Annotated in this window: 23 protein-coding genes and 2 pseudogenes; 6 read left to right on the top strand and 19 right to left on the bottom strand. The window is 48.6% G+C overall.

The features are described from left to right. Positions 1 to 19 precede the first annotated feature (19 nt). The 4 genes from AC0WRU_RS11055 to AC0WRU_RS11040 form a co-directional block, all read right to left on the bottom strand. Positions 20 to 373, bottom strand: coding sequence for a hypothetical protein (locus tag AC0WRU_RS11055; protein ID WP_476128303.1), 354 nt, complete (start codon positions 371 to 373; stop codon positions 20 to 22). Positions 374 to 1,056: 683 nt separating this feature from the next. Further along, entirely contained in the window at positions 1,057 to 1,275 is a 219-nt protein-coding gene (locus tag AC0WRU_RS11050) for a glycosyltransferase family 2 protein (RefSeq protein ID WP_476128618.1), read from the bottom strand. Positions 1,276 to 1,553: 278 nt separating this feature from the next. Further along, complete coding sequence (locus AC0WRU_RS11045) at positions 1,554 to 1,721, bottom strand: helix-turn-helix domain-containing protein (RefSeq protein ID WP_081750716.1); 168 nt, start codon at positions 1,719 to 1,721, stop codon at positions 1,554 to 1,556. 244 nt (positions 1,722 to 1,965) lie between these two features. After that, complete coding sequence (locus AC0WRU_RS11040; protein ID WP_476128302.1) at positions 1,966 to 2,979, bottom strand: LLM class flavin-dependent oxidoreductase; 1,014 nt, start codon at positions 2,977 to 2,979, stop codon at positions 1,966 to 1,968. A gap of 341 nt (positions 2,980 to 3,320) precedes the next feature. On the opposite strand from AC0WRU_RS11040, the gene AC0WRU_RS11035 reads away from it, so the two are divergent. From AC0WRU_RS11035 to AC0WRU_RS11015, 5 genes are all read left to right on the top strand, one after another. Further along, entirely contained in the window at positions 3,321 to 3,803 is a 483-nt protein-coding gene (locus tag AC0WRU_RS11035; protein ID WP_025683592.1) for an Rrf2 family transcriptional regulator, read from the top strand. Between the two features lie 31 nt (positions 3,804 to 3,834). After that, a complete protein-coding gene (gene hslO / locus AC0WRU_RS11030) occupies positions 3,835 to 4,716 on the top strand; it encodes an Hsp33 family molecular chaperone HslO (RefSeq protein ID WP_476128301.1) in 882 nt (293 codons plus the stop codon). 312 nt (positions 4,717 to 5,028) lie between these two features. Further along, positions 5,029 to 5,391: a hypothetical protein gene (locus AC0WRU_RS11025; RefSeq protein WP_476128300.1), complete on the top strand. Its 363-nt coding sequence runs from the start codon at positions 5,029 to 5,031 to the stop codon at positions 5,389 to 5,391. Beyond that, a complete protein-coding gene (locus AC0WRU_RS11020; protein ID WP_476128299.1) occupies positions 5,351 to 5,512 on the top strand; it encodes a hypothetical protein in 162 nt (53 codons plus the stop codon). The genes AC0WRU_RS11025 and AC0WRU_RS11020 overlap by 41 nt, the downstream gene beginning before the upstream one ends. Before the next feature lie 35 nt (positions 5,513 to 5,547). Next, positions 5,548 to 5,997, top strand: a complete 450-nt coding sequence (locus tag AC0WRU_RS11015) for a hypothetical protein (protein WP_476128298.1) — start codon at positions 5,548 to 5,550, stop codon at positions 5,995 to 5,997. A gap of 23 nt (positions 5,998 to 6,020) precedes the next feature. Here the strand turns inward: AC0WRU_RS11015 and AC0WRU_RS11010 are convergent, their stop codons facing one another. Beyond that, positions 6,021 to 6,284: a helix-turn-helix transcriptional regulator gene (locus tag AC0WRU_RS11010; RefSeq protein ID WP_476128297.1), complete on the bottom strand. Its 264-nt coding sequence runs from the start codon at positions 6,282 to 6,284 to the stop codon at positions 6,021 to 6,023. Between the two features lie 40 nt (positions 6,285 to 6,324). Here AC0WRU_RS11010 and AC0WRU_RS11005 point away from each other — a divergent pair. After that, a pseudogene (locus AC0WRU_RS11005) lies at positions 6,325 to 6,464 on the top strand (YlxR family protein); the annotation flags it as partial. A gap of 56 nt (positions 6,465 to 6,520) precedes the next feature. Here the strand turns inward: AC0WRU_RS11005 and AC0WRU_RS11000 are convergent. The 14 genes and pseudogenes from AC0WRU_RS11000 to sufU all read right to left on the bottom strand — a co-directional run bounded on the left by AC0WRU_RS11000 (position 6,521) and on the right by sufU (position 24,555). Next, positions 6,521 to 7,153: an RraA family protein gene (locus tag AC0WRU_RS11000; protein WP_476128296.1), complete on the bottom strand. Its 633-nt coding sequence runs from the start codon at positions 7,151 to 7,153 to the stop codon at positions 6,521 to 6,523. Between the two features lie 177 nt (positions 7,154 to 7,330). After that, positions 7,331 to 8,146 (bottom strand): ABC transporter ATP-binding protein, encoded by an 816-nt coding sequence (locus AC0WRU_RS10995; protein WP_476128295.1) that lies wholly within the window; start codon positions 8,144 to 8,146, stop codon positions 7,331 to 7,333. Positions 8,147 to 8,209: 63 nt separating this feature from the next. Further along, complete coding sequence (locus AC0WRU_RS10990) at positions 8,210 to 9,301, bottom strand: FecCD family ABC transporter permease (protein WP_476128294.1); 1,092 nt, start codon at positions 9,299 to 9,301, stop codon at positions 8,210 to 8,212. After that, complete coding sequence (locus tag AC0WRU_RS10985) at positions 9,298 to 10,302, bottom strand: FecCD family ABC transporter permease (RefSeq protein ID WP_476128617.1); 1,005 nt, start codon at positions 10,300 to 10,302, stop codon at positions 9,298 to 9,300. The genes AC0WRU_RS10990 and AC0WRU_RS10985 overlap by 4 nt, the downstream gene beginning before the upstream one ends. Positions 10,303 to 10,411: 109 nt before the next feature. Further along, on the bottom strand, positions 10,412 to 11,419 hold the full coding sequence (locus AC0WRU_RS10980) for an ABC transporter substrate-binding protein (RefSeq protein ID WP_025683599.1): 1,008 nt from the start codon (positions 11,417 to 11,419) through the stop codon (positions 10,412 to 10,414). 97 nt (positions 11,420 to 11,516) lie between these two features. Continuing rightward, positions 11,517 to 13,133 (bottom strand): helix-turn-helix domain-containing protein, encoded by a 1,617-nt coding sequence (locus tag AC0WRU_RS10975; RefSeq protein ID WP_476128293.1) that lies wholly within the window; start codon positions 13,131 to 13,133, stop codon positions 11,517 to 11,519. Between the two features lie 106 nt (positions 13,134 to 13,239). Then, complete coding sequence (locus AC0WRU_RS10970) at positions 13,240 to 16,524, bottom strand: IucA/IucC family protein (protein ID WP_476128292.1); 3,285 nt, start codon at positions 16,522 to 16,524, stop codon at positions 13,240 to 13,242. Between the two features lie 24 nt (positions 16,525 to 16,548). Next, entirely contained in the window at positions 16,549 to 17,310 is a 762-nt protein-coding gene (locus AC0WRU_RS10965; RefSeq protein WP_476128291.1) for an HpcH/HpaI aldolase family protein, read from the bottom strand. Further along, positions 17,304 to 19,193, bottom strand: a complete 1,890-nt coding sequence (locus tag AC0WRU_RS10960; protein ID WP_476128290.1) for an IucA/IucC family protein — start codon at positions 19,191 to 19,193, stop codon at positions 17,304 to 17,306. The genes AC0WRU_RS10965 and AC0WRU_RS10960 overlap by 7 nt, the downstream gene beginning before the upstream one ends. After that, on the bottom strand, positions 19,184 to 21,145 hold the full coding sequence (locus tag AC0WRU_RS10955; protein ID WP_476128289.1) for an IucA/IucC family protein: 1,962 nt from the start codon (positions 21,143 to 21,145) through the stop codon (positions 19,184 to 19,186). Before AC0WRU_RS10955 ends, AC0WRU_RS10960 begins: the two co-directional genes overlap by 10 nt. Next, positions 21,139 to 22,638, bottom strand: a complete 1,500-nt coding sequence (locus AC0WRU_RS10950; RefSeq protein WP_476128288.1) for an MDR family MFS transporter — start codon at positions 22,636 to 22,638, stop codon at positions 21,139 to 21,141. Before AC0WRU_RS10950 ends, AC0WRU_RS10955 begins: the two co-directional genes overlap by 7 nt. A gap of 48 nt (positions 22,639 to 22,686) precedes the next feature. Beyond that, positions 22,687 to 23,001 (bottom strand): annotated as a pseudogene (locus AC0WRU_RS10945) (aminotransferase class III-fold pyridoxal phosphate-dependent enzyme); the annotation flags it as partial. Between the two features lie 176 nt (positions 23,002 to 23,177). Continuing rightward, entirely contained in the window at positions 23,178 to 24,095 is a 918-nt protein-coding gene (gene folE2 / locus AC0WRU_RS10940) for a GTP cyclohydrolase FolE2 (protein WP_025683606.1), read from the bottom strand. A 13-nt stretch (positions 24,096 to 24,108) separates the two neighbouring features. Beyond that, entirely contained in the window at positions 24,109 to 24,555 is a 447-nt protein-coding gene (sufU, locus tag AC0WRU_RS10935) for a Fe-S cluster assembly sulfur transfer protein SufU (protein ID WP_476128287.1), read from the bottom strand. Positions 24,556 to 24,559 lie beyond the last annotated feature (4 nt).

Genomic DNA, 24,559 nt, shown 5'->3' with positions numbered 1-24,559 from the left:
TCTGTAAATTTGTTGAGTTTTAAGACTCTAGTTGCTCATCCGCAACAATGCGCTGAACATCAATAATTACACCACTCCCATTTTTTCCCCAAACTGAAATATCAGTACTTTCTTCTGCAGGACCGCTTGTAGTAAAAACGAATTCATATGCGTCGAAGTTCGCTAGATAATTTCTCGTAGCAACTGCATTGGGGGCTAAAGCTATTTGTTCTAGTACATACAATGTTCGTAAACCATTTAAAATGTATCCTTGAATTAAAACAATTGAAGAATTGACTACATCGCGGTTAATTATTTTAACGGTAACCTGCTGAATAGGCCTGGCCCCACTAACAGGACTATTCTCAATAGGTCCAGTTGATAATACTGCCATTAAGTTGATCTCTCCTTTACTATTTATTAACTACAAATCCATATTGTAAAAAATGATATATATATATTGAACTAAAAAATATATTTAGGCTTATATCCACTATATTATTTTACGGTTCAATCTATATAGAACAGAATAGGGATTAATGTAGCTCCATGTATCATATTAATAATGTGTTACATATGATTGTTTGTTTACCTATTAAAATAAAAATAGATATCTATCTACTTATGGAAGCCTTTTTAAATTCCGGGGACATTAATAGGTAGTGACCGAGCATTAAGTAAGCTGATTCATCCAATTTCATTTCCAACCATAAAAGGATAAAGGCACCCTGAGAAAAAAGGTGCCTTTATCCTTATAAATCTACAACACTCTAACAGATTTATTTTTTAATTCCTCGAATTGTTCCAACCTTTGTTTCTCATCCCATAAATAATGAAATCCCCATCTATTTGCTGTGTCCCCTTCTCGCAGTCCTTGTTTTAAAGTCGAGAAACGTGAATTTAGATAGTCGAATCCCAAGTATTTATAGTGTAATAATAAAATATCATTATTGGATGGCTTTATGACGTCCCCTGTAGGTGAAGCAGTATGCCTGCCAGGACTAAAATTTATTTCTTGAATCGCATTTGGATTAAATATTTGAGGCTTATCGTAGGTTTGACTTCTTACACCATTCCTTACCGTTTCATGTAATGGTTAGGGTGATAGAAATGTTCATCTGCGTCACAGACAATAACCCAGTCTGCCTTTCCTCTGCTTCCTTTCCAAAATTGATTGAATTTATCTTGTGCTGATTTCACGAGAGAATTACCTTCTATTTCGAATCTATCTATAACAACTTTGGGATTTTCCCTTAACATGGATACAGAATTATCAGTTGAGTCATTATCGAAAATATAGTATTGATCCGCTATATTATCATAGTGCTTTAAAAAAACGGGAGCATTTTTTCTTCATTCCAGCATAAAGCATATACATGTATTATCACGTGTTCTTCCCCTTTCACACTCAAAGCTTATGGATCGACTTGCTTGATAATATATTCAATTTATATTTGTAGAGTTCAAGTCGTGGAAGACGAGCTTTTCGTTAAGCGAGTATGTAAGAGATGATAAATCATATTGTAGCTATTATGGGAATCATTTTACCTCCTTTGAAAATGTCGTCTTGAGTGTCAAACCTCCCCCGTTCGCCCCTGACACTCACGATATTGACTGGGCGTATACCCTGAATACTCCTTAAATTTCCGATAAAAAAAGCCCAGACTTTCGTATCCCACCTCGTATGCTAGTTCGCTAATATTCTGGTTTGTATGGCGAAGTAGCGTCTCTGCGTACAGCATACTGGAAAACACCTCAAATGGGGAGGTATGCTACGGGATGGAGCGGATAGGTTCTGGGAATTGTACGATCCCTATAATAAAGCCTTTTCACCCTACGGCAGTTATTTGATTCAACAGCTACTGTCACGCGTGGAGCTGCACCCCAACCTATTTAATTCGTAAGTATAAGCTTTAAAATATAATAAGGCCGTGCCAGAATCGGGTTGTGAGAACCTTTTTCGGCACGGCCTTACTATTTGACTAACTACTCGTCTGTTCGCATCACTTCGGCAAGCAGCTCATACGACCGCAGGCGCGCTTGATGATCATATATATGGGATGTTGTAATTAGCTCATTGGCTCTCGTCTGGTTCATTATAAAATCAAGTTTTTGCTTAACCGTGTCAGGGCTACCGACTGCAGAATACCCTAGCATATTACCGCGAACTGCCTCCCTCTCCTGCTCACTCCAGAGCTTCTCCATGTCATCTACTGGTGGCTTTAGTTTCCCGCTCTTCCCACGTATCAAATTGAGGAATTGTTGTTCTTGTGAAGTGAAAAGCCACTGTGCTTCCTCATCAGAATCTGCAACAACCACATTGACACCGATCATCACATACGGCTTATCCAGTGCCTTCGATGGGCGGAAATTGCGATGATACAGCTCCAGAGCCTGTAACAAATGAGCCGGGGCAAAGTGGCTCGCAAACGCAAACGGCAACCCAAGCTGACCTGCCAGCTGTGCGCTGAATCCGCTTGATCCCAGCAGCCAGATCGGTATATCCAGCCCTTCTCCAGGAACCGCCCTCACACCCGGCACTCCCCCATTCAGCGCTGGATTCAGATAGGAACGCAGCTCATTTAATTGTTCCGGGAAGTCTTCTCCAGTGCTGTGCAACCCTCGCCGTAACGCCCTCATGGCAGGCTGATCCGTGCCCGGAGCCCGACCAAGTCCCAGATCAATCCGTCCCGGATACAGCGACTCTAACGTTCCGAACTGCTCTGCAACCATGAGCGGAGCATGATTAGCCAGCATGATGCCGCCCGAACCTACCCTAATCCTGTTCGTATGTGCAGCTACGTGCCCGATAACCAGTGAAGTAGCTGCGCTGGCAACCGCCTGCATGTTATGATGCTCCGCCAGCCAGTACCGATGATATCCCCATTGCTCGGCATGCTGGGCAAGAGCAACGGTATCGCGGAAGGAATCGGCAGGAGTGCCGCCTTCAATGACGGGTGCAAGGTCTAATATAGATAGTTTAACGTTCTGAATAGTCATTTTTCAATAAACCTCCCTGTAATTGTATCGCTAGTGAAATGCTATATCACTGATGAAGTAAACGCCTGTCCCATTTCCTTCACCATCACATGTAATCGGGAACAATGCTCCCTGTCGGAGCATTGTTCCCGATTCCCCTCACCACCTTAATTATTTGACTTATCAATTGATATGTCAAATATAATAATGTGTCTAGTTATGAATTGCAAATGAATTAAATTTTTATTTTTTTTTGAGAAATAGTTTACTTTTACGAAAATCACCTCTATCATACACTTAAATGGATAATCATTATCCACATTAGCCTGATTATAGATTTTGAATGTAAAGAGGTGATGCTGATGCATATGAAAACAGGCGTCGAACAATCTGTCTACGCCCTTCTTCTACTCACGATGCTGCCAGACAAAGCGGTTTTACCAGGAGAAGCCATCAGTCAGCAATTAGGTGCTTCGCCCACTTATTTTCATAAGCTGTTACGAAAATTGGTCAGCTCCGATTTGATTACTTCTGTACCCGGAGTCAAAGGCGGGTTTAAATTAAAGAAAAAACCTGAGGATATTCGGGTATTTGATATTTATCTTGCGATCGAAGGACAACAGACACTCTATTCTTCCAGCGGTATTTACAACGATATGCTTGAATTAAAGGATGAAGATCAGTGCTGCCTGCTGACAAATTTGATGGAAGAGGCGGAAATGTCCTGGAAGGCAGTTCTGAAAAGGGTAACCATCGCATCATTATCCGCTGACTTTTATAAAGCAGGTTATGCTTCCAAAATCACTTCTTTGGAGAACTGGATTCAGGAAAAAATGGTTTTGTAAAGAATTTGAAATAGCAGAAAGGATCATGATCATGAACGATTATTTAGTAAAAGCTCTTGCCTACAACAACCAGGTCCGGGCTTACGCCGTCAGAACAACGGAGACGGTAAGTGAAGCACAACGGCGTCATCATACCTGGCCAACAGCATCGGCTGCATTGGGACGCTCCATGACAGTCGGCGTTATGCTCGGGGCCATGCTTAAAGATGAGGATAAACTGACGATCAGGATTAACGGCGGCGGCCCTATCGGCACTATTCTTGTCGATACCAATGCCAAAGGAGAAGTTAGAGGTTATGTAAAAAATCCGCAAACCCATTTCGACCTTAATCATATAGGGAAGTTAGATGTCGCCAGAGCAGTTGGAACAGATGGAGCGCTGATTGTATCCAAGGATATCGGATTAAAGCAGCCTTTTGTTGGACAAGTCCCCCTTATATCAGGTGAGCTGGGTGAGGACTTCACCTCATATCTGGTCCAATCCGAACAAATTCCTTCTTCTGTTGGAGCCGGGGTGATTGTCAATCCTGACAACTCCATTCAGGCGGCTGGCGGATTTATTATTCAGCTAATGCCGGGTACGCAGGAAGAGGTAATCAGTTTTATTGAGAGACGCCTTGAGGCCATTCCGAGTATTTCCTCTATGGTCATGCAAGGACTGACGCCGGAGCAGATACTTGGACAGATTTTGGGAGAAGACAATATTAAAGTATTGGAAACCATGCCTGTGCAATTCCATTGCCCCTGCTCAGAGGAACGAGTTTCGAATGCCATTATCAGCTTAGGTAGTGAGGAAATAGCAGATATGATCCATACCGATGGACAGGCCGAAATACATTGCCATTTTTGCAACGAGCATTACCATCTTACCCAAAAAGATCTCGAAGGTATGCTGGAGACTGCTACTTTATAATGGTAGAGGGGGTATCCACAACATAGGTGGATCGCTTTGCAGTGCCTGTACTAGCCCAAAAAGAGACTACTCCTTGCTAACAAAAATCTTTTAAATGAGAGCTGTTCCCCAAGGTAGTTTTTGCTACTGAGGGACAGCTTTTTTCCTTTCATTAATAGAGTGCATAGTTTTACAGCCCCACACTCCCTCTACCCCGATGCCCCCGATTGTGTCCCTATTTGAAACACGGTAGACGTATTCATGATGCTAGTGCTAGTGTTATATTATTCCATATCATTGAGTGAGGTGTACTATGTCTAAAAAAAGATGAGCATGAAATTCTGGCTTATTATGATGGCGGTGCAGCAAGAGCGAGTAAAAGCACTGCAAGAAGCGGCACGTGTCTTAAAGAAGGGGGGAACGCTGATTACTTCAGCTATATCCAGGTTTGGCTCACTGCTGTGGGGATTATCTGTGTATGGCGAACACAATACCATTGTGGAAGAAGACGCGTTCATGGATAGGGTCAGACAAGATCTGACGGATGGCCAGCATGTGCGCCCTGTGATTTATCCCTCTTTTATCGCACGCTCCTACTTTCATACACCAGACGCCATGCGTGCAGACTGGCAGACGGCTGGATTGCCGGAGCCACGTGGAGTGGAAGGACCCGGTTGGACCAGCGCCAGGCTTTGAAGAGAAGTGGACGTTCCCTGCCCATCGCAGCCGTTTGTTGGCTATAGCACGACAGGTTGAAGAACAGAAATCCATTATCGGCATGAGTCCGCATATGCTTTCGGTAGGTACCAAGCCATAAAGCCTTGAACCTTTAAACTGTGAAGGAGTAAGTTTATGACAAAACGTAATAACTATATTTTTAAGTCTGCAATCCTTCTGATCGCAGCTATTATTGGAATCATTTATATTGTAAAACTGGATACCTCATTTAAAGATGTCGTCATGGATCATATGAATACATCCAGGATCACTTCTATTTTCATTAGCAGGTCACCAGATTATACAGACAAAATTGTAAGAGATAAGCATGAAATTCAAAACATCATGAACAGCTTCACCCAAATGAAATTCAGAAAATCCAGTGTATTAGATAAAGGTCTTACTGCCACATATATGATCACCATCTTCGTAAACCATGAAAACAAAGAAGATTCATTTGGCATAACGCTATACGACCAAAATTATATTGAAATATATGATGGTACAAAAACCAAAAATCGGCTTAATTCTTATAAAATCACCAATGAATATGACATAGAGCCCATTCGTAAGCTATTTAAATAATAAATCGAGTCTTGTCGTCAATGTCAAACCTCACCCACCCGCCTCTGACACTCGCGATATTGACTTGGCGTATAGCCTGAGTACTCCTTAAACTTCCGATAAAAAAAGCCCAGGCTTTCATACCCCACCTCGGACGCTATTTCGCTGATGCTGTGGTTTGTATGGCGAAGTAGCGTCTCCGCATGCAGCATACGTTGGGTTTGGACAAGCTCCCGAAAGGTTTTGCCTGTCTGCTCTTTAAGCAAATTCCCCAGATAATTAGCGTTAAAACTAAATGCCGCCCCCAATTGGGGTAGCTCTCCCAGATGTCATGCGATAAAATTGACAATAAAACAAAAAAAAGTCCCCCTGCATCAATGCGTTGCATGTAAAAAAATGCTCCTAAAAAGGAGCTTGTGCGGATTGTACGTACTCAGGATCAGGGTATCCAAATGGATCTGACAGGTAAAAAAGCAGGATGCGGCGCCAAGGATGGCAAAATCTTTATCCACACTATACCGGACACCTGACGCGCGTGTAATGTCTACCTTTCCAGCCGGGCATTCAAAAGCTGATCGTATCCGAATTGCTGGCGCGTAAGCTCCTCCTTGCGCTGTTTTTCCAAAGCTTTTTCCCCCAGTTCCCATGCTTCCTCCGGCTTCACTACAAATACGCCATCGTCATCACCCAAAATGAGATCACCCGGATGTACGCTGACCCCAAACAGGCTAATCGGCGTATTCACCTCTCCCTCCAGTTCCAGTGTACGTGTAGTCAAGGCACTAACCCCTTTGGAAAAGACGGGAAATTGCAGCTGGTTCAAGACACCAACATCTGTGACACAACCGGAAACAATCACTCCAGCCAGTTGTTTTTTCATCGCTACATAGGCTCTAAATTCTCCCCAACAGGCTCTGGCGTCGTCACCGGACATATCGACAACCAGCACATCACCCGCTTGTGCCAATTCCAGTGCATGACGAACAGCGGCGGAGTCCAGATGGGGAAGCCTCACTGTAACTGCATTTCCCAACAAACGAATGGGACGAAACAACGGCAGCGCCCCCTGCATACATCCAAAATCCGTGAAATGCCCAAGGGTAGAAGCACTAACATGCTGATAAAGCTCCAGCAGTTCCTTCGTCACACCCTGAACCCGAGGTTGAATCCGAAACATACAAACCAGCTCCTTTCGTGATCTAACCAAAACTCACACTATACATCTAGGAATCAAAGCAGGCAGAATGGCGCTTAGGCAAATATTCAGTTTACTGTAACCCAAACATCGTAGCCCACACTTAGCTCGTACAATGTATCTTCGGACAGGTAGGGCAATAGCTGCCCTTTTCCTTCATCAAACGAAGACCCTTTGGCGTACGGCATCCATTTTCCTCCCCTTTCCATGAGGAATAAACATCGGTGTTCCGTACAAAGGATCAGGAATGACTTGGCAGCGCAGTTGGAATACCTTCTCCACCGTCTCTGCGGTCATGATTTCTTCCGGCTTTCCCTGCGCGTAAATGCGCTTATCGTATACCGCAACCATATGGTGCGCATAGCGACAAGCCAGATTCAGATCATGCAGCACCATGACAATGGTCCTCCCTTCTCGTTCATTCAGATCAAACAGAAGGTCCAAAATCTCAATTTGATGCGTCATGTCCAAATAGGTCGTCGGCTCATCCAGTAAGATCATATCCGTCCCCTGCGCCAAAGTCATGGAAATCCACGCACGCTGGCGCTGCCCGCCAGATAAGGAATCTACCGGACGATCCGCAAAAGCCTCCAATTGCGTCGCTTGCAGCGCGTTTTGTACCTGTGCTTCATCCTCTGCCGACCACTGCTTCAGCCAGCTCTGATGTGGATATCTGCCCTGCTTGACCAACTGATACACTGTCAGTCCTTCCGGCGCTGACGGTCCCTGCGGCAAAATGGATAGCCTTTTGGCAATTTGCTTGGAGGGTAACTGGGCAATAGCCTGACCATCCAGCAGCACCGCTCCCGCCGCAGGCTTCAATAGCCGGGCCATGGCACGCAAAATCGTCGATTTTCCACAGCCATTGCTGCCTACCAGCACCGTAATCTTTCCCTCCGGAATTTGCAGGTCTAGCTCTTGAATGACCGGGTCTGTCCCGTAGTTAATCATCAGGTCCTTCACCTCTAAACCCATGCAGCTTCCCTCCCATATTGTGATGTCATCTATTTCAATCATGTAAACATTCCAACTCTGGCTTTAATGCCGATTTCGGCGCTGGAGCAGCAAATACAGGAAAAACGGTGCACCCACCCCTGCTGTAAAAATGCCTGCGGGAATATCAATCGGATAAAAAGCCGTACGGGCCAGCAAGTCGGCGAGATACACCAGCAATCCCCCTACCAGTGCTGACACCAGTGTCAGGCTCCCCATAGAGCGGCCTACTAATCTGCGCGCAATATGCGGCGCGATTAAACCCACAAAACCAATCGCTCCCGCAACTGCTACTGCAGTTCCAGCAAGAATCACACTGAGCAGCAGCAACATCACACGATGCCGCTGCACCTCCACTCCCAAGCCGGTAGCCACATCATCCCCCAACTCCTGTGTGTTGAGGCTGCGTGAAAAATAGAGCACCAAAGGTGTGCAGATCACAATAGCGATCAGCATGGTATATACGTTATTCCACGATGCTCCATACACGCTGCCTGTCAGCCAAATATAAGCCTTGCCGGCTGTAAAGGACGAGCTCATGACCAGCATAAGCGTGGTGATCGAGCTCATGGCAGAAGCCAAACCAATCCCCACCAGCACCAGTCGGATTGGGGTTACTCCGTCCTTCCAGGACAATATATACACAAGCAGCGATACGACCAACGCTCCAGCGACAGCCGCCACAGGCAGCCATTGAATGCTCAAAACAGCTCCCCCGTAAGCAATGAACGTAACTGCCGCTACGGATGCTCCGCCTGTAATCCCGAGGATATCCGGGGATGCCAACGGATTGCGGATAATGCCCTGAAGCACCGCTCCCGCGATGCCCAGAGCCGCACCAACCAGCATGCCCGTAAGCGCTCGCGGAAACCGCAGCCTGTACAAAATAAAATCATAATCGCCTGAGCCACGCCCCCATATCGCTCGAAGCACTTCCCAAGGGTGCACATACGTATCTCCCCAGCCTACACTAATCACGCCAATGATCAGTAGCGCCAAGGCCAGTCCACACATCATCCATAGTGCTTTCTTTTCCAGTTGGATATGACACCTGCCGCTCCTGCTGCGCAGCGTCACATAATGCTTCGTACTCATGCCGTCTCTGCCAGTCCCATGCTTCAAATTCACACGCTTCATTTCCACGCCACCCCTTTACGGGCAATGTAGACGAAAAAGGGAACCCCGATCAAAGCTGTAATGACGCCAATCGGAATTTCCTGCGGCGAAATCAGCACTCTGGCTGCGGTATCCGCCGACACCAATAGCAAAGCACCCAGTACCGCCGAAAAAGGGGTAATCCAGCGGTAATCCGCACCAACCAAAGCACGCGCCACATGCGGAATGATCAGACCGACAAAGCCAATCGCCCCCGCAATAGCAACAGCGCATCCAGCCAGCACCACAATAATCAGGCCCATCACGCATTTTACCCATAAGATATTTTGCCCCAAGCCCTTCGCTACATCTTCCCCGGTCACGAGCAGATTCACCGCTCTACCCATAAACATCGCCGAGATCCCAGCCACTAGCATAAAAGGAAATAAAGGATGTAGCATCTCCAGCGAACGTCCGCTGACAGAGCCTGCCATCCAGAACAACACATTTTGCATCCCCGTTTCATTCATCACCAAAATAATTTGGATCATCGACATAAACAAAGCGTGAATGGCAGAGCCGGACAATACAATCTTGACTGGCGTCAAACCATCCCTGCCTAATGATCCGATGACGTACACCAGAACAGCCGCCAGTCCTGCGCCGATCAAGGCAAAGCCCATCAGAGACATCATGGACTCGACCGAAAACGCGACGGAAGCTATGGAGACGAAGAACAAAGCACCCGCATTGATACCGAACGTACTGGGCGAAGCCAACGGGTTGCGGGTAAGTGCCTGCATGAAAGCCCCTGCCATCGCCAAGCTCGCGCCTACAACAGCAGCAATGACCGTGCGCGGCAAACGTTCGGTATGTATCAGCACATGCTCTACATTTTGAGCATCATAATGAAATAAGGAAGAAATCATAAAATTTGGATTAATTAGCGTTCTACCCATCAGTAGGCCAAGAGATAAAGCTCCTGTCAACAAAATCAGGCATACACCAAGTCCAATCCATTTTCTTAAATTTGTCGTTAGCATCATTGCATAGCCTCACTCTTCCAACAGCCTGGTACAACATAAAAGAAGGATGAGAAATATAACCCCTCACCCCTCTGCTATATTTCCGTTGTTTTTTTGTCATGTAGGTTTATGATTTCAAATCATAAATTTTATAAAGATCATCCAGCATCCGATTCGCGCTCAGATAACCTCCAGCCAAATTCCAGTTCACCTCGTCGACCTTAAAAATGCTATTTTTCTTGTATGCATCAAGGTTTTTCCATAGAGGATGATGGGTCCAGGCTTCAACATTTTTTTCAATCGCAGCCTGATCCTTACCGGAGTTAAATACGAACAATGTATCTGCATTCATATCGGGTATGCTTTCCTTGCTGTTGACTTTGATTCCCCACTTGTCTCCTTCTTGCGCAGGAGGGCGGGTAAAGCCCAGCTCCTTCAGAATTTTCCCGGCATAGCCCATATAATAAATACGTGCATGGTCCGCGCGGAAATTAACAATGGAGGCCTTGATCGGCAGACGGTCACCCATTTTCGTCCTGAAATCCGCTACACGCCGATCCCAATCCGCCAGCAATTGTGTTCCTTTGTCCTCCTGATTCAGCACTTGTCCGATCAGTTTTACGGTTTCCTTCCACTCATATACTTCATTGACGGCCACAGTAGGGGCAATTTCCGATAATTGCTGGTACGTCGCCTCGTTACGGAATCGGGTTGCAATGATGACATCCGGTTTCAGGTTATAAATCTCCTCCAGGCTCGGCTGTGTTTCCAACCCAACCGTGGGAATCCCTGCGAGATCCTTTTTTAAATAGTCATACACGGGCTCCGTTCCATGGGACTCCACAATCCCCACAGGCTTTATACCATAAGCGATCATAACATCGTTGGCTCCGTTATACAGCGTTACGACCCGCTTGGGTGTCCCCTTAATCTCGGTTTTCCCCAACGCATGCTCAATGGTACGCACCGAATCGGTTGAAGCTGGCCCCTGTGTATCCGTCGTTCCTTTATCTGTTCCAGTCGCTCCACCGGAATTCGCACTCTTACCCGCGCCTCCAGCTCCGCAGCCTGATAAAAGCAGCAATACAACCATGAGCGCAATCCATATACTCCCCTTGCCTGATGCTCGAAACATTTCTCTATTCCCCCTATTTAGATCGCCAATGATGATATTGATTCTCATTATTAATTATAGGGAGGGGGGCTATGATGAACATGGACGTTAGCGTCCTTTATTTGGACGAATCAGACAATAACAACGTTACCATTTTGTCCAATAACAGGTCGTGAGACAACGAAGTATAGCATGTATACAGATGTCGGCTATCGCACATATGGTGGACTGCTCCGCGTTGCACCGCCTTTAGTTTCTGCCATTCAGGAGAGCGCCACAGTGCCAGACATTCTTGCTGAATCGTTTGTTCTTCACAGGCATTTCCATAATGGCGGAAACACGTCAGTATGATGCGATCCGCATCATATTCAGCCAGATCGTCCACCGTCACCTCACGGTAATGGGCAATAGCCTCCACTCCCGCAGGCATAGCCAGCTTTAAATCCCCGTATAGCACCGTTCCCACATTCCGCTGTCCATACACACACATTTTCTGGTTCCCCACTCCCACGATTAGCACACTCTCCCCGCCGAGCTTTTGCCTGAGCTTTCGGGAAATCGTTTCCGCTTTCGTTTCATATCGCTCCAGCCATTCCACCGCTTCCGTATCCTTGCCGACGATCCGGGCGATTGACTGAAAATGAGTACGCCAGTTTTGGAAAAAGGGTACAGTGACGGTGGGCGCAATCTGCTCGTACATTTTTTCTTTTTTCGACTTCCCAAAATCTCTGAACTCACAGGTTAAAATCAGATCCGGTCGGGCTGACATCAGCCTCTCCAGATCGGGCTGTACCTCACCCACCGAAATGGTATTGCGAAAGCCTTCGGTGACAGGATAAGCCTTGTTGATGACCGCTGCATACGGCTCAATGCCCAATGCAACCAAATGTCCGGTTAACAGATGCTTGAGCGAAGCGATTTTATCCGAATACCGGATTGTATTCACATAAGCTGAGGGAGAGCGTCCAGTCGCGGCTTTAAACTTGCGGCTAAAATAGAACTCATCGCTAAATCCGGCACCGTGAGCAATAGAACGAAAGGAATCACGAGTGAGCACCAATGCCTGCTTCGCATGATTGATACGAATGTCCGTCAAATATTCCATCGGGCTTTTGCCGATCAATTTTTTGAACATACGCGAATAATAATCAGGGCTCATTCCTGCCAGCTCTGCCAGCTTATCCCGCGTAATATCCGAAGCATAGTGCTGTTCCATATTATGGAGGGTCAGAGTCACCGCCTGCTGCACATCGGGCTTCTGATCACGGCTGGTATGCTGAAACAAGGACATCAGCATTTCCTGAAATACAATGTTGGCCTTCATTTGGTCCCACACGCTATTACAATGATGCTTCCTCTTGATCTCTTCGACCATATCCATCACAAAGCGAAAGTGGGAAATGATCCATTCATGCGGTCCAAGCGCTGGTGCGGGTATGTAACGGTCCGGCTCCCCGGACGGCTGTAATGCAAGAAAACGGATGATGTAATAATCCGCCGGAGCGCCGGACAGCATATGGAGCTTCATGACTGCGCCGGGGGCGAGCATAAAGCCCTTTTGACGGTAAAGAGGATACGTCATTCCATCAATCGCTATATCCCCTTCGCCTTCGTTGAACAATAATAAGGTATGAAAAGACGTTTCTTGCCGGGAGGAAGAGCGACCAGAACACACATGCTGAATATCTTGCAGTTTATAAAGAAATGAAGTAAAAGATTGGTCTTGAGTATTCATTGCTCCCAGCCTTTCTATATATCGAGAATTATTCTCATTTATGTGAGAACTCATTTCATTATATATAGACTAGGTCGGATTTTGCAAAATGGAATTGCGCTAAAGCTTATAAATGATGAAACGGGTTCTGTATACGGCTTTGACCAGATGGCATGCTGCCGGGTACGCCGGACTGCTCCAGCAAAGGTTTAACCAGCAGCTTGAGCGGCCAGTCCGGCTTTTCAAATAAAATATGCTCGATTTCCTGACGAACGGCAGCCTTGAAAGGTACGTGGTGAATCGCTTCTTCCAATTGATTCTTTAGTACGGACCATAAAGTGGACTCGTCTATACCATGAACATCGGAAAGAGTATCTATAATGGCGTACAGGTTGACTTGAATACCAAGGGTTTGCAGGTAGAACAACAATTTCTTCGGTGTTTCATTATATAGGCTGTTGGAATAGCCAGGCCGGATTTGGTATTCAGGATCGGCAATCCCCTGCTCTGTCAGCCAGGGCAGATGCAGACGCACCGAGTCATGGTCACGCAGCAAAATGTGCTCGATCTTGCCGTTTTTCCAAACCAGCACACAGTTTTGCCCATGGATTTCAGGCATGAGACCGATCCGATACAAGCGCAGCATGATTTCAAAAAATGTCGAGCATACTTCACCGAACAGTTGTTTTACCGATTCTGCCGTGTCCGGAAATCCACGCTCAGCGGCCCATTCCCGGAAAAAATGATGCTGGCCTGCGGCCAACGCAGACATGGGGATAAGACGAACGGCCGGATCATGGATCAATTCGTGCGGATAAATACGCGCCATCGCTGCCAGGTGCCGGGGTGGATCATCATACAGGCTGCCATTTTCCGGCATATAGGCCCACCAGGAGCCTTCATCGCATAAAAATAAGCGTTCCTGAAGCTGCGGGTCACGTGTCTTGGCTTGCTGCAACATGGCTTGTCCACGATCCCCGTTGATCAGCTTCACCGCAGGGAGATAGCGGGATGCCCCCAGCGAAAATACGCCCAACGGGAGCTTGACATAATTCTGTCCGCCATCCTTGGGAGACAAAGAGCGTACAGATGAGGTTGCCTGAAAAGCTCCAGCCTTCACTTCCAGTGGAATCCATACTTTGTCCGCCTGCTCGGCATGCAAATGTTGTGGGAGCATATATGTGAGCTGCCACGGATGCACGGGGATTGCAATATAATCCGCAGCTAGCCCGCGTTCCTGCATTTCTTGCTCTACTAGCTCACGCTCAGAGCTGGACAGAAGAAGGTCGTCTGGCTGCTGCCCATCGAATGGGCGCTGTGTGTCCGATGCGACTGTCGCTGCTACTGTTTCTGTTTCTGTTTCTGTGTCCGTAAAATGAGGACCTTGTGCGATTCCCACTCCGGTCATCACCGCATCCTTTCGGAGCGCTACCCAGCTCAGCGTGATGTCTTGCCCAAATTCAGCGATATATTTGCGATAGTCCTCATAGTTCAAGCCCGTTTTGGCCTTGGATGCGGGGTGGAATGGACGATCACGCAACGAAGAATACTGCTCCAATCGTTGAAAAGCCTCCGAGGGCGATTTTTCCAGTATATTTTCATCCGTCAGTCCGCTATCCAGCGACCATGTAGTCTGCTCAACCGTTTGCTCCAACAACTGGACAAACCTTCCCACTCCCTCCTGTTGGCGGTATTCTTCATCCAGGCATCTCTCAATCACACGCTGCATCAGCGTTACGGGGTGAAGAAATTCTGCACCAAATCCACCATCCTCTGACAGCCGCCGAATTTCATACACTCCACCTGCTCGCAGATAACGATAGGGTTGAACCACCGCAGCTTGTACAGGAAAAACGAGACTGTGCTCCTGCTCCCGATCCACCCACCAGCGGTAAAGGCTCATAGAACGGCCGTTTGGAGAGGTTTCCCCCTTTGGCTCAGCAATAGCTTCAGGATCGGCAAAAGCAAATAGCTCGCCTAATTCGGGATGGGCAGCAGCATAGTAGCTTTGCCATTGCGGAATAGACAACAGTTCAACATCGGCATGCTCCCAAAATCCTTCCGCCAGCAAGGTATTGATAAGATCCTGCATGACATGGTTTTCAGCCTGCTTTTTCTTCTGCAAAAGTGTGGTCTCTGTAGTCTCTGTGGTCTCTATCGTCTCTATATCCTCCGCGCCCGTTACACGATCCATATAGTAAAAGTGTGGATGTGGATGGCTGAGAAAATCATGATGGGAAATCGTCCAGCTATAAGCTCCCGCAATGTGGAACAGCAGAACATCCCCAATCCGCAAATGCTCCACATACACTTCATGCGCCAACACATCCTTGGGGGTACAAAGCTCACCCGCGATGGTCACTGCTGTTTGTCGCCGCTCTGTGCGCGGAAAAGGATAACGCCATTCGTCAACAGCAATCACCTCAAAAGGCTGGTTATGCTGCCATGACACCGGCAATCGAAAGTGATGGGTTCCCCCGCGAATAATGGCGTAATGCTGGTCATGATTCGTTTTGAGGTCGATCACTTCTGCCGCATAATACCCGCAGTGCGCTACCATATAGCGCCCGGACTCAAAAATGAGCTGGATGCCGGGAATGCGGTATTCCTCCCACACTTGACGCAATTCCTCCATAAAATCATCCCATTCGAACCTGCGCGCCAGATCGGTATACGAAATGCCGAAGCCGCCGCCCGCATTCAGGTAGCGGATAGATAGCTCATGCTCCTGAATCCAGCCCTGCACACACTGCAAATACGTAGCGACCATTCGGGCATGCAGCCGGGCATCCAGATTGTTGGACAGAGAGTGCATATGGAAGCCCTCCAACTGTACATACGACAGACTCTGGGCCAGTCGGATCGCTTCTGGCACCTGAATTTCGTCGATACCAAACTGAGTGGGCCGACCGGACATCGTGATGCTCGCCTCTGGCAAGGTACGCCGCAAATTAATACGCAGCAAAATAGATACACGCTGCTGTCTGCGCTCCGCGATCCAGCCGATACGCTGCAACTCATGCAGACTTTCGGCATGAATCAGCATCACCTTTCGCTCTAATGCTTCCTCAATTTCGGCGTCCTTTTTCCCTGGACCTCCAAAAATAATCGGCACGTCGGCTGACACTTCGCGAATAGTCCGAATTTCTCCAATAGATGCAGCTTCGAAGCCCTTTACGATGGGAAGCAGGCTGGCGATCAATTGAGGATCGGGATTGGCTTTGACTGCGTAAAACAAACTGCAATCGTCGGGCAAGCTGCTCACACAACGTTGTGCCCGTTCTCTCAGTGCGCCCAGGTCATATATATATGCGCATACCGGCTGCTGCTCTTGCTCCCGTGTTTGCTGGATAATTTTTTCCACATATGGAACGATCTTCTCTCCAGATAATACTGTAACAAGCTGACTCATCTTCTTCCTCCTTTGTGTTGAGTGCTAGCGTAGGTCAGACCTTCTTTTTTGCAAGGCGCGAAAAGCAATTCCCCGCTCATCACCCAGTACGAAGGCATGAACCCCTTTTTCTATCCATACGCTGTATTCCCCGTCCCTGCGCGGAATGGCGCAATACGGAATACCTGCTTCCCGTGAGGCTTCAAAGACCCGCTGTAACCCCTTCTGTACAATCATTGCATCGGTCTGCCACGGCACCCCGTACGATTGGGACAAATCCGCTGCTCCTTCCAGCACCATGCCAATGCCCGGTACAGCTAAAATATCCGCGATGCGTTCCACACCCAGTTCGCTCTCAATCATGGGCACCAGCATAATCTGTTCATTGGCTCGCTGCATGTAGTCCACCAGATTTCCTTTGCCAAATGCGGCAGGTCTGCCGCTGTTTAGGCTTCGCTTGCCCTCCGGGCTGTATTTAGCAGCCTGAACCAGCATCTTCATCTGCTCCCTGCTTTCCACATGCGGAACGACGATCCCCTGTGCTCCGCTATCCAGCACGCGCAGTATTTCCTTGGCATCGACCTCGGGCACACGCACCAAGGGCGTGATTTGTGCGGCTTCCGCAGCACGGATCATATGCTCCACCGTCTCGGGATTGACCATGACATGCTCCATATCAATGATCACAAAGTCATATCCGGCATGTCCGATCATTTCGACTGTAAGTGCCGCCGGGATGGAAGCGATGAGGCCAACGACCTCCTGTCCTTTCCGCAGCTTCTCCTGAAGCCGATTTACAGTCAGCATGTCGGCTCCCGGTACGCATACAGCGGGTTAATCCCCGGTTTGAAATGAAGGTCCTCATCCCCAAGCAGACGTCTTTTCATCAATTCTTCAATCTGTACAGTCGGGGCAAACAGATCAAACAGGCGGAATCGCTCCTCATGCTGAGGATGCTGGCGCTGATAATCATGAATGACCTGTGCGGACATTTCCCAAAAGCGCTGCTCGTCCAACTGATAATGTTCGGCCAGGAACATCGCCAGCTCGGCGGCTGCAATAAAGAAAAAAGCATCGTAGGAAAAGTCACGTACATCGTCCGGGTTACTTGTTTTAATAAACGAATTGCGGTTAATCCGGGCATGACTTGGCGGCTCAGGATGAAGATCGGGGCATTTCTCCGGCTCTGTCAGATGCTTCACGGAAAACCGGACGCCATCATGAAAATCCTTAAGAGCCACCCGTGTCGCTTGCCCGTTCCGGTGGATCAAAATGATATTCTGACCGTGGGATTCCATGCCGATTCCATGCGCATACAGCATATGAATAATCGGCGATATCGTGGCCTCCAGCACACGCCGGGTCCATTCCTCTACGCCGAATTGCTGTACCCACGGATCAATAAGCGGTACCCCGTTTTTTTGCACATAACATAGTCCGTTAAAAGGAATCGCATCCTCATCCGGCTGCAAATACCCGTGGATGCTTTCCCGCCAAACCGTCCCCAGTGAGCCGTAGGTTTTCGCCTGACGGTATTCGGGCAGCTGCTCATAGTCATACGTGATACCCAAAACCTCACGCAAAACAAAGAATCCCTGCTGTGCGGCGTATTCATCGTGTTCCAGCAACCCATACAGCCAGTCCGTGATAAGCGCTCCGTTCAGCACCGTATGTCCAGCCATGATCCGACTGGTCGAGGTGTTCGTAATGCTCAGCGACAGCTTCACATACGCACGCTCCGGTGTCGTCCGGTTGGACAATGTGCGGATCGACTGCTGCGCCTGATACACATCGCTCGCTTCACCGAGCCACACGATCCGCTGATCCACCAGCTCCTGATGAAACCGGGGCAAAATGACCTGCTGCCATTGCCACGGGTGGACAGGCATGAGCCGATAGGCTTCCGGTTGCTGACCGTAGCTGGTTAACAAGGCTTGGAAGCGTGCAACTTCGCTTTCTCCCAACTCTTGGCGAATAAATGCTTCATACTCAATCGCCTGCGACTGCCCTGCCCGGCTATGGCTTTTGGCGATGGCCAGCCAAACAGGACGGAGCGGCTGCTTGAACTCGGGACCATACAGCTCATTATCTGCCAGCGTAAAGCCGATTCTGGATTTATAGCATGGATGGTAGGGATGCCCGTCCCCCAAATTGCCCTCCAGCTCATCATATCGACGCTGGTCATCCGCCAGAAATGGCGCGTTGAAAGAGCTTTGCGCCTGTACATCCTTTAGCAAGGTCTGCTCCAATTCCTCGATGAAGCGCTGGAGTCGTTCACCCTGCTGTGCGGCGCTGAGGACTTCATTTGCAAAATCAGCCAGCATGGCTGTCCTTTCGCTTCCGTCTGTCCCCACTCGTATGATTGGAACAGGTACCAGCCGAATGCGCCCAAAGCTGTTCATCTGTTTTCCGACAGAACGGTATTGGACAGGGCGACCTGTAATGTCCTTGCCGGACAATATAAAATGTTGATCGCTGTTATCCACGGAATCGCTGTAGGTGTCATAAGGCAAAATTTCTTCATATAGCAATGCCTGAATCAGTTGGCGGATAATACGCTGCTCGACCTCCATAAAGGTATCCGAGCGGAGCGCCTGAATAAAGCGTTGAGTGGTCGAAGCATGGCTGACGGGAGCTTTAGAAAGGCTGCTTGTGGAAAAGTTATGATTCGAAATGTTGGTTACAGACATGAAGTCACCTCACGAAAATGAATTGGATTAGGGATCGGGATAAACGACGGCGTATCCCCTCTGGACTGAAAGCAGCTTGTAAAATTGGCTTTGGCAGGCAGTGTAGGTGCGGTCAATAAATCTTGGATATAGGCGACTAGACGGGGGCAAGAATCAGCATCTTGCTTCCGTAATTGCTCCAATACCTTGCGTACCACCCTCCAATACTCCTGCTCACCGTGCTGCTCATGAACCGCAAGGGCATGAATCAATGCCCCCAAATGGTTAACAAAGAAATAATAACGGGTACGCATCCATGGCTCTTCTGCGCCGTACAATACGGGACTGTCCTCAGCAATCAGTGAACCCACCCATCCGGCTTCCTCGGCCTGTTCACGCACAATACTTACGCCCTCCAAATCCCGCACATAGTAGCATTCCGGCCATCCGTCCTGTAGGGATAAAAGCGAATTTTGTACATGGGCTTCGAAGGCGATACCCTTCACCGCAAGCAAGCGCAGCATAGGCACCATGGATATGTGAAGATACCGCTCCAGCCAAGCTAACAGGTCAGGCCGTTCTCCGTTTTTACTCGGGTAATTGTTCCGAATCACTGCGATAAGCCGCGGCTCCTGTTCACCCGGCAACGACTCCAGCAAGGAAGCCACTACATAGGTGTATTCAGGGTTCAGGTCCATCGGTCGATAAAGAACCGTAAACTGGTCAGACAACTGCTCCAGCTCTTGAACCATCGTTGTTCCTCGTTCTGTTGCCGCCGCGCTATGCTCATGTCCTGCGTCATACTTTGCAGTAGTCGTGGTGACCTGTGAAAGCCCTGCATCCTTAGTAGACTCAGGAATCTCCGTCCGTTTCACTACCTCATTCGGCTGGAAGCATACGCGGCTGTATCCCGTTTCTGTCAGCACCTTGAAGGACTCGGATTGGATATGGGACGACCAGTCGGCTGAAAGCTCATGAATGACCTTCGCAGCATCCAAAGTACGCCGAGCCTGCTCCTGTGTATTGTCACGCACAAGATTGGTAATCCGCACATGCAGCGGCAGCTTATAGCCGTTTCCGGTTTTCAAATCCCATACTGTTCGTATCGAAGAAGTCGGATAAATGACAGGGCCTAGCGCGCCCAAAGGAATCAACACCCGCTGACGCATCAAACTTTGAATGTGAGATTGCCGCAACACCCGCTCGGCCTGCCATGGATGCATGGGCAAAATGCGATACCGCGCCAGCTCCTCTCCCCATTGACGCCGAGCATGGAGCAGTACAGACGGGTCAATGGCATCCCTGCGATACTCTTCACCAATCCATTCCTCCTGCACGTTATCCTCATGAACCGCGAAATAATACAACGGAAACGCCGCACCCATCTCGGGACTGTATAACGGAAGCTCATAATCGGCAAAACCCTCCGTGCTTTTTGGAAAAGGATGAAAAGGGTGTCCGATCAGCAAAGACTGCTCTGAGCGCACATACGTCAGGTGGACTTCTGTACTTGAGAAAGACTTTGGCTTGCTCTCGCCTGTGGTCTTCGTATGGTGATCCATAAAGAGCGTCATTTTGTGCATGCTGTTACGAATACGCTGCTTCATCTTTTGCTGCTCCGCTTCCCGTTGCTCGGGCTTGGCGTGATAGCTCATCTCGTCCAGCAGTCTTTGTATAATTCCATCCATATCCAGTGACCTGTGAGTCCCTCCTTCTTCCACCTCGTACCAATTACTCCCATACACATGTTGTCCGGTTGCAGAGAAATGGTGCAGGGTCCCCGTGATGTGCAGCCCGAACCGGGGTAAAATCACCTTTATTTTCGGTGCTTCCCCTTTGATCCTTGGGTCAAATTGTCGAGTTTCCCGCAGATAGCTGTTGACCAGGGCCCGCAGTGTCGCTTGCTCCGCCCAGATCCTGCTTTCGGACAGCTCTCCAGCGATAGTGGAAATCTCCGTTGATTGTGTCAGCATGTATTCTTCCTCTCCCTTCCTGTTGAAACCTTGGGTGTAGCCGCAGACGCTTTCGCTTCCGGGGTATCAATGGATGTACGACGCTCTCCTTTTTTACGAAGGAAGTCAGGCGTCTTCAGGAAAAAAGCGGCGGGAATCGTGAGTAAAATCAATATACTCATCCCGATAAACCCTTCCCTGATCGCTTGCAGCGTTCCCGTTTCCACCGAATAGCCCGCCACCAGAAGCTGAGTCTTGCGAACTTCAAAATAAATCGAAATCACAACCATTCCAAGCGAAGAGGTCAGTCTGCGCATCACATTATTCATTGCCGAGCCTTGGGCTACCAGCTCATCGGGGATCGCATTCAACCCGGCCGTTGTGGCAGGCATATTCGACAGACCCAGCCCAATTCCCCGTAGCATCATGAGGACGAAGATCATCCACAGCGGTGAATTCATCTGGAGCATACCGAGCATAGCCGTAGCAGCACATGTGATGATAAGTCCCGTTCTGATAATTCCTTTTGGCCCCTTGTGATCTAATTGCTTGCCCGCTATCGTGACAAACCACCCTGTACATATAGCGGAGGGCAAAAACACAAGTCCTGTCATCATGGCGTCATAGCCATACACATTTTGAACAAGCATCGGAACCAAAAAAATGCTGCCGAACATTGCAATCGCCTGTACACTCGCCACGATGACGCTCAAGCTGTAGGTCGGTATTTTGAAAATGTGCACATTCAGCAATGGCTGTTCCTTCACCAGCTCCATTCGCACAAACAGAACCAGCAAAGCCGCACCTGCAAGGAACAGTAGAATATGCAGCGGGGCAATTAGCTCCGCAGCGGTCGTTGTTCTACCAAGCGCAAACAGAATGAACCCCACCCCCAACGTAACCGTTATAAATCCGCTGCTGTCAAAGGTACGCGATGGATTGCTACGTGCCGCTGTTAAATAACGTATCCCCAGCAGCAATCCCAGCAGTCCGGTCGGCACATTCATGAGGAAAAGCACCTGCCAGCTACTTAGTGACAGCACAATTCCTCCCACCGTAGGCCCAAGCATCGGAGCCGCCATAATCGCAATCCCCCAAATTCCCGTAACCTTACCGCGTTCCTCCTTGGGAAAGGCTTCAAATATCAGCGCCAGTGACAACGGAATCATCAGCCCACCCGCCATCCCTTGCAGCCCCCGACAGAGGATTACAGCAGTAAGTCCCCACGATAACGAGCCGAGCAAGGAACCTGTGACAAAGAGCGCAAGTCCGCTCAGATATACTTTCTTTTTCCCAAAACGATCTGCCAGATATCCGGTTAAAGGCATCGTCATACCCATCATGATTAGAAAAATAGTGATGAGCCAGCTCGCCGTAGCAGCGTTCGTATGAAATACTTTAATGAAGGACGGAATCGCCGGGTTCAGCGAACTGTTATTCAGCAAAACCGTAAAGGTGCCGAGCATCACCGTGATGACGACCTTCCATTGCTCGGACACAGCCCGTATTTTCATACCTCGGCCTGCTTAACCATGACCGTGCTGCAACCCGGCATAGGCCACCTGCACCGGAGTGGTCAAATCGAGCGTATGCAGAGGACGTTTGTGATCCAGCAGCTCCCTGATCGCTTCAATCACCACCGGATGATTATGACCGAGCGCTAAAGTTCCGGCCCCGGCCAGGCAGTCGTAATAGATTTTTCCATCCATATCCTTGACATGGATGCCCTCTGCTTCGGCGATGGCAATAGGGATACGGCGGGGGTAGGATCTGGCATTGGATTCCCGTGCAGCCTGACTCTCCAGATAACGGGTGTTTTGCGAGATAGCAGTAGTAGCTTTTGGCAACTCGATCACTCCTTTGATATTGATAATCATTTTCAATTAATTCACCTCCTTATTATATGGAATAAATATCCTGATTCCATGGACATTTAAGACCGGGTTTTGGACAAAAACTGTTTTTAATTCCTAAAATAGAATAAAAAACCACAATAAAAATCGTCATTTCGACCATTTCCACTGTGGTTCTTTTGCATTTCTTCCTGACAGAATCAGGAGTGCGGTTTTGTGTATGAAATTTTCGCTATAGCATCATGCAAATGGATGGATTCTTCATTTCGGCACTCCACCGTGAAGGCACGAACGGCCTCTAGCTCAACCAGATCGGCAGCAATCAGCCGCACCATATCTTCGACAAAACGCGGATTTTCGTACGCTTTTTCAGTTACTGCCTTCTCGTCCGGGCGCTTGAGCACCGGATGCAGCGGAGCGCTGGCATTGGATTCCGCTGCATCCAGCAGCATGACCTTCCAATCCTGCTCCAGCTTGTCCGGCTCATCTATATGCGCCTCCATAGTTACCACGCCCCGCTGATTGTGGGCACTATACTCGCTGATTTCCTTGGAGCACGGACACAAGGTGGTTACTGCCACCGTTAAGCCAACCACGGTACGACTCCCCCGTCCTGCCTCATAGCTGATTCGGATCAGCGTCTCGGCATGGTTCAGTCCCGTCTTTTCCAGTACAGGGGAGCGCCGTTCGTAGAACCAGGGGAACGACAGCTCCAACTCGGCCCGTTCCTGATTCATCCGCACAGCCAGACCTTCCGTAAAACGGGCCAGCTGTGCCAAATCCGTCGTTCCGCCCTGCTGCCGATATTCCTCCAAATGCTCTGTCAGACGGCTCATATTGATCCCTTTAGTCTCACGATAAAGCGAGGTTGTCAGCTTAAAGGTTGCGATGCTTACCTGTGACGAAGGGAGCAACCCCGCCTCCACGATAATGGGATGCTTTACTCTGGCAATGCCCACCTGTTCGATATCGAACAAATAGTTGCGTTTCTCATTTTGCAAATCGGACATGTATTCCTTCGTGGTGGGTTTATCTCCCGGGATAGGGTCCACCGAGCCGAACAGCCGATGGCGCTCTGCCTTGGAAGGCAGTTCCGGGGTTACTCTATCTTCTCTCACATTGATGACTCCTTCAATTATGATTTTCCAAGGTGACAGGATGCTGCTCCAGCGATTTTTGCAAAGCCTGCCAGCCCATCAAGGCACAGTTATGACGTCCTCGGAGCTTGTGAACACCCGACAAGGAAACGGCATCCTCCAGCACATCCTCATCCGGCTCTGCGCCTTCCTTGATCATGGAGGTAAACTGTTCCAGCAATTGACTGACCTCCCTTACAGACTTTCGTTTGACCAGTTCGGTCATCATGGAGCAGGAGGCCATACTGATCGAGCAGCCTGAACCTTCGAATTTGATATCCTGAATGCAGTCGTCTTGCAGCAACATATATAAAATCATGACATCTCCACACGTCGGATTTTTATACGGAAGTACGATAGCGTCATCATCTGCAAGCTTGCCATAGTTTCGCGGTTGCTTGTAATGATCCATAATGGTTTGCCGATAAAGCTGTTCCAGCATTACG

The sequence above is a fragment of the Paenibacillus sp. 1-8 genome (assembly GCF_056316205.1).
This window is presented reverse-complemented; position numbering and strand designations above follow the sequence as displayed.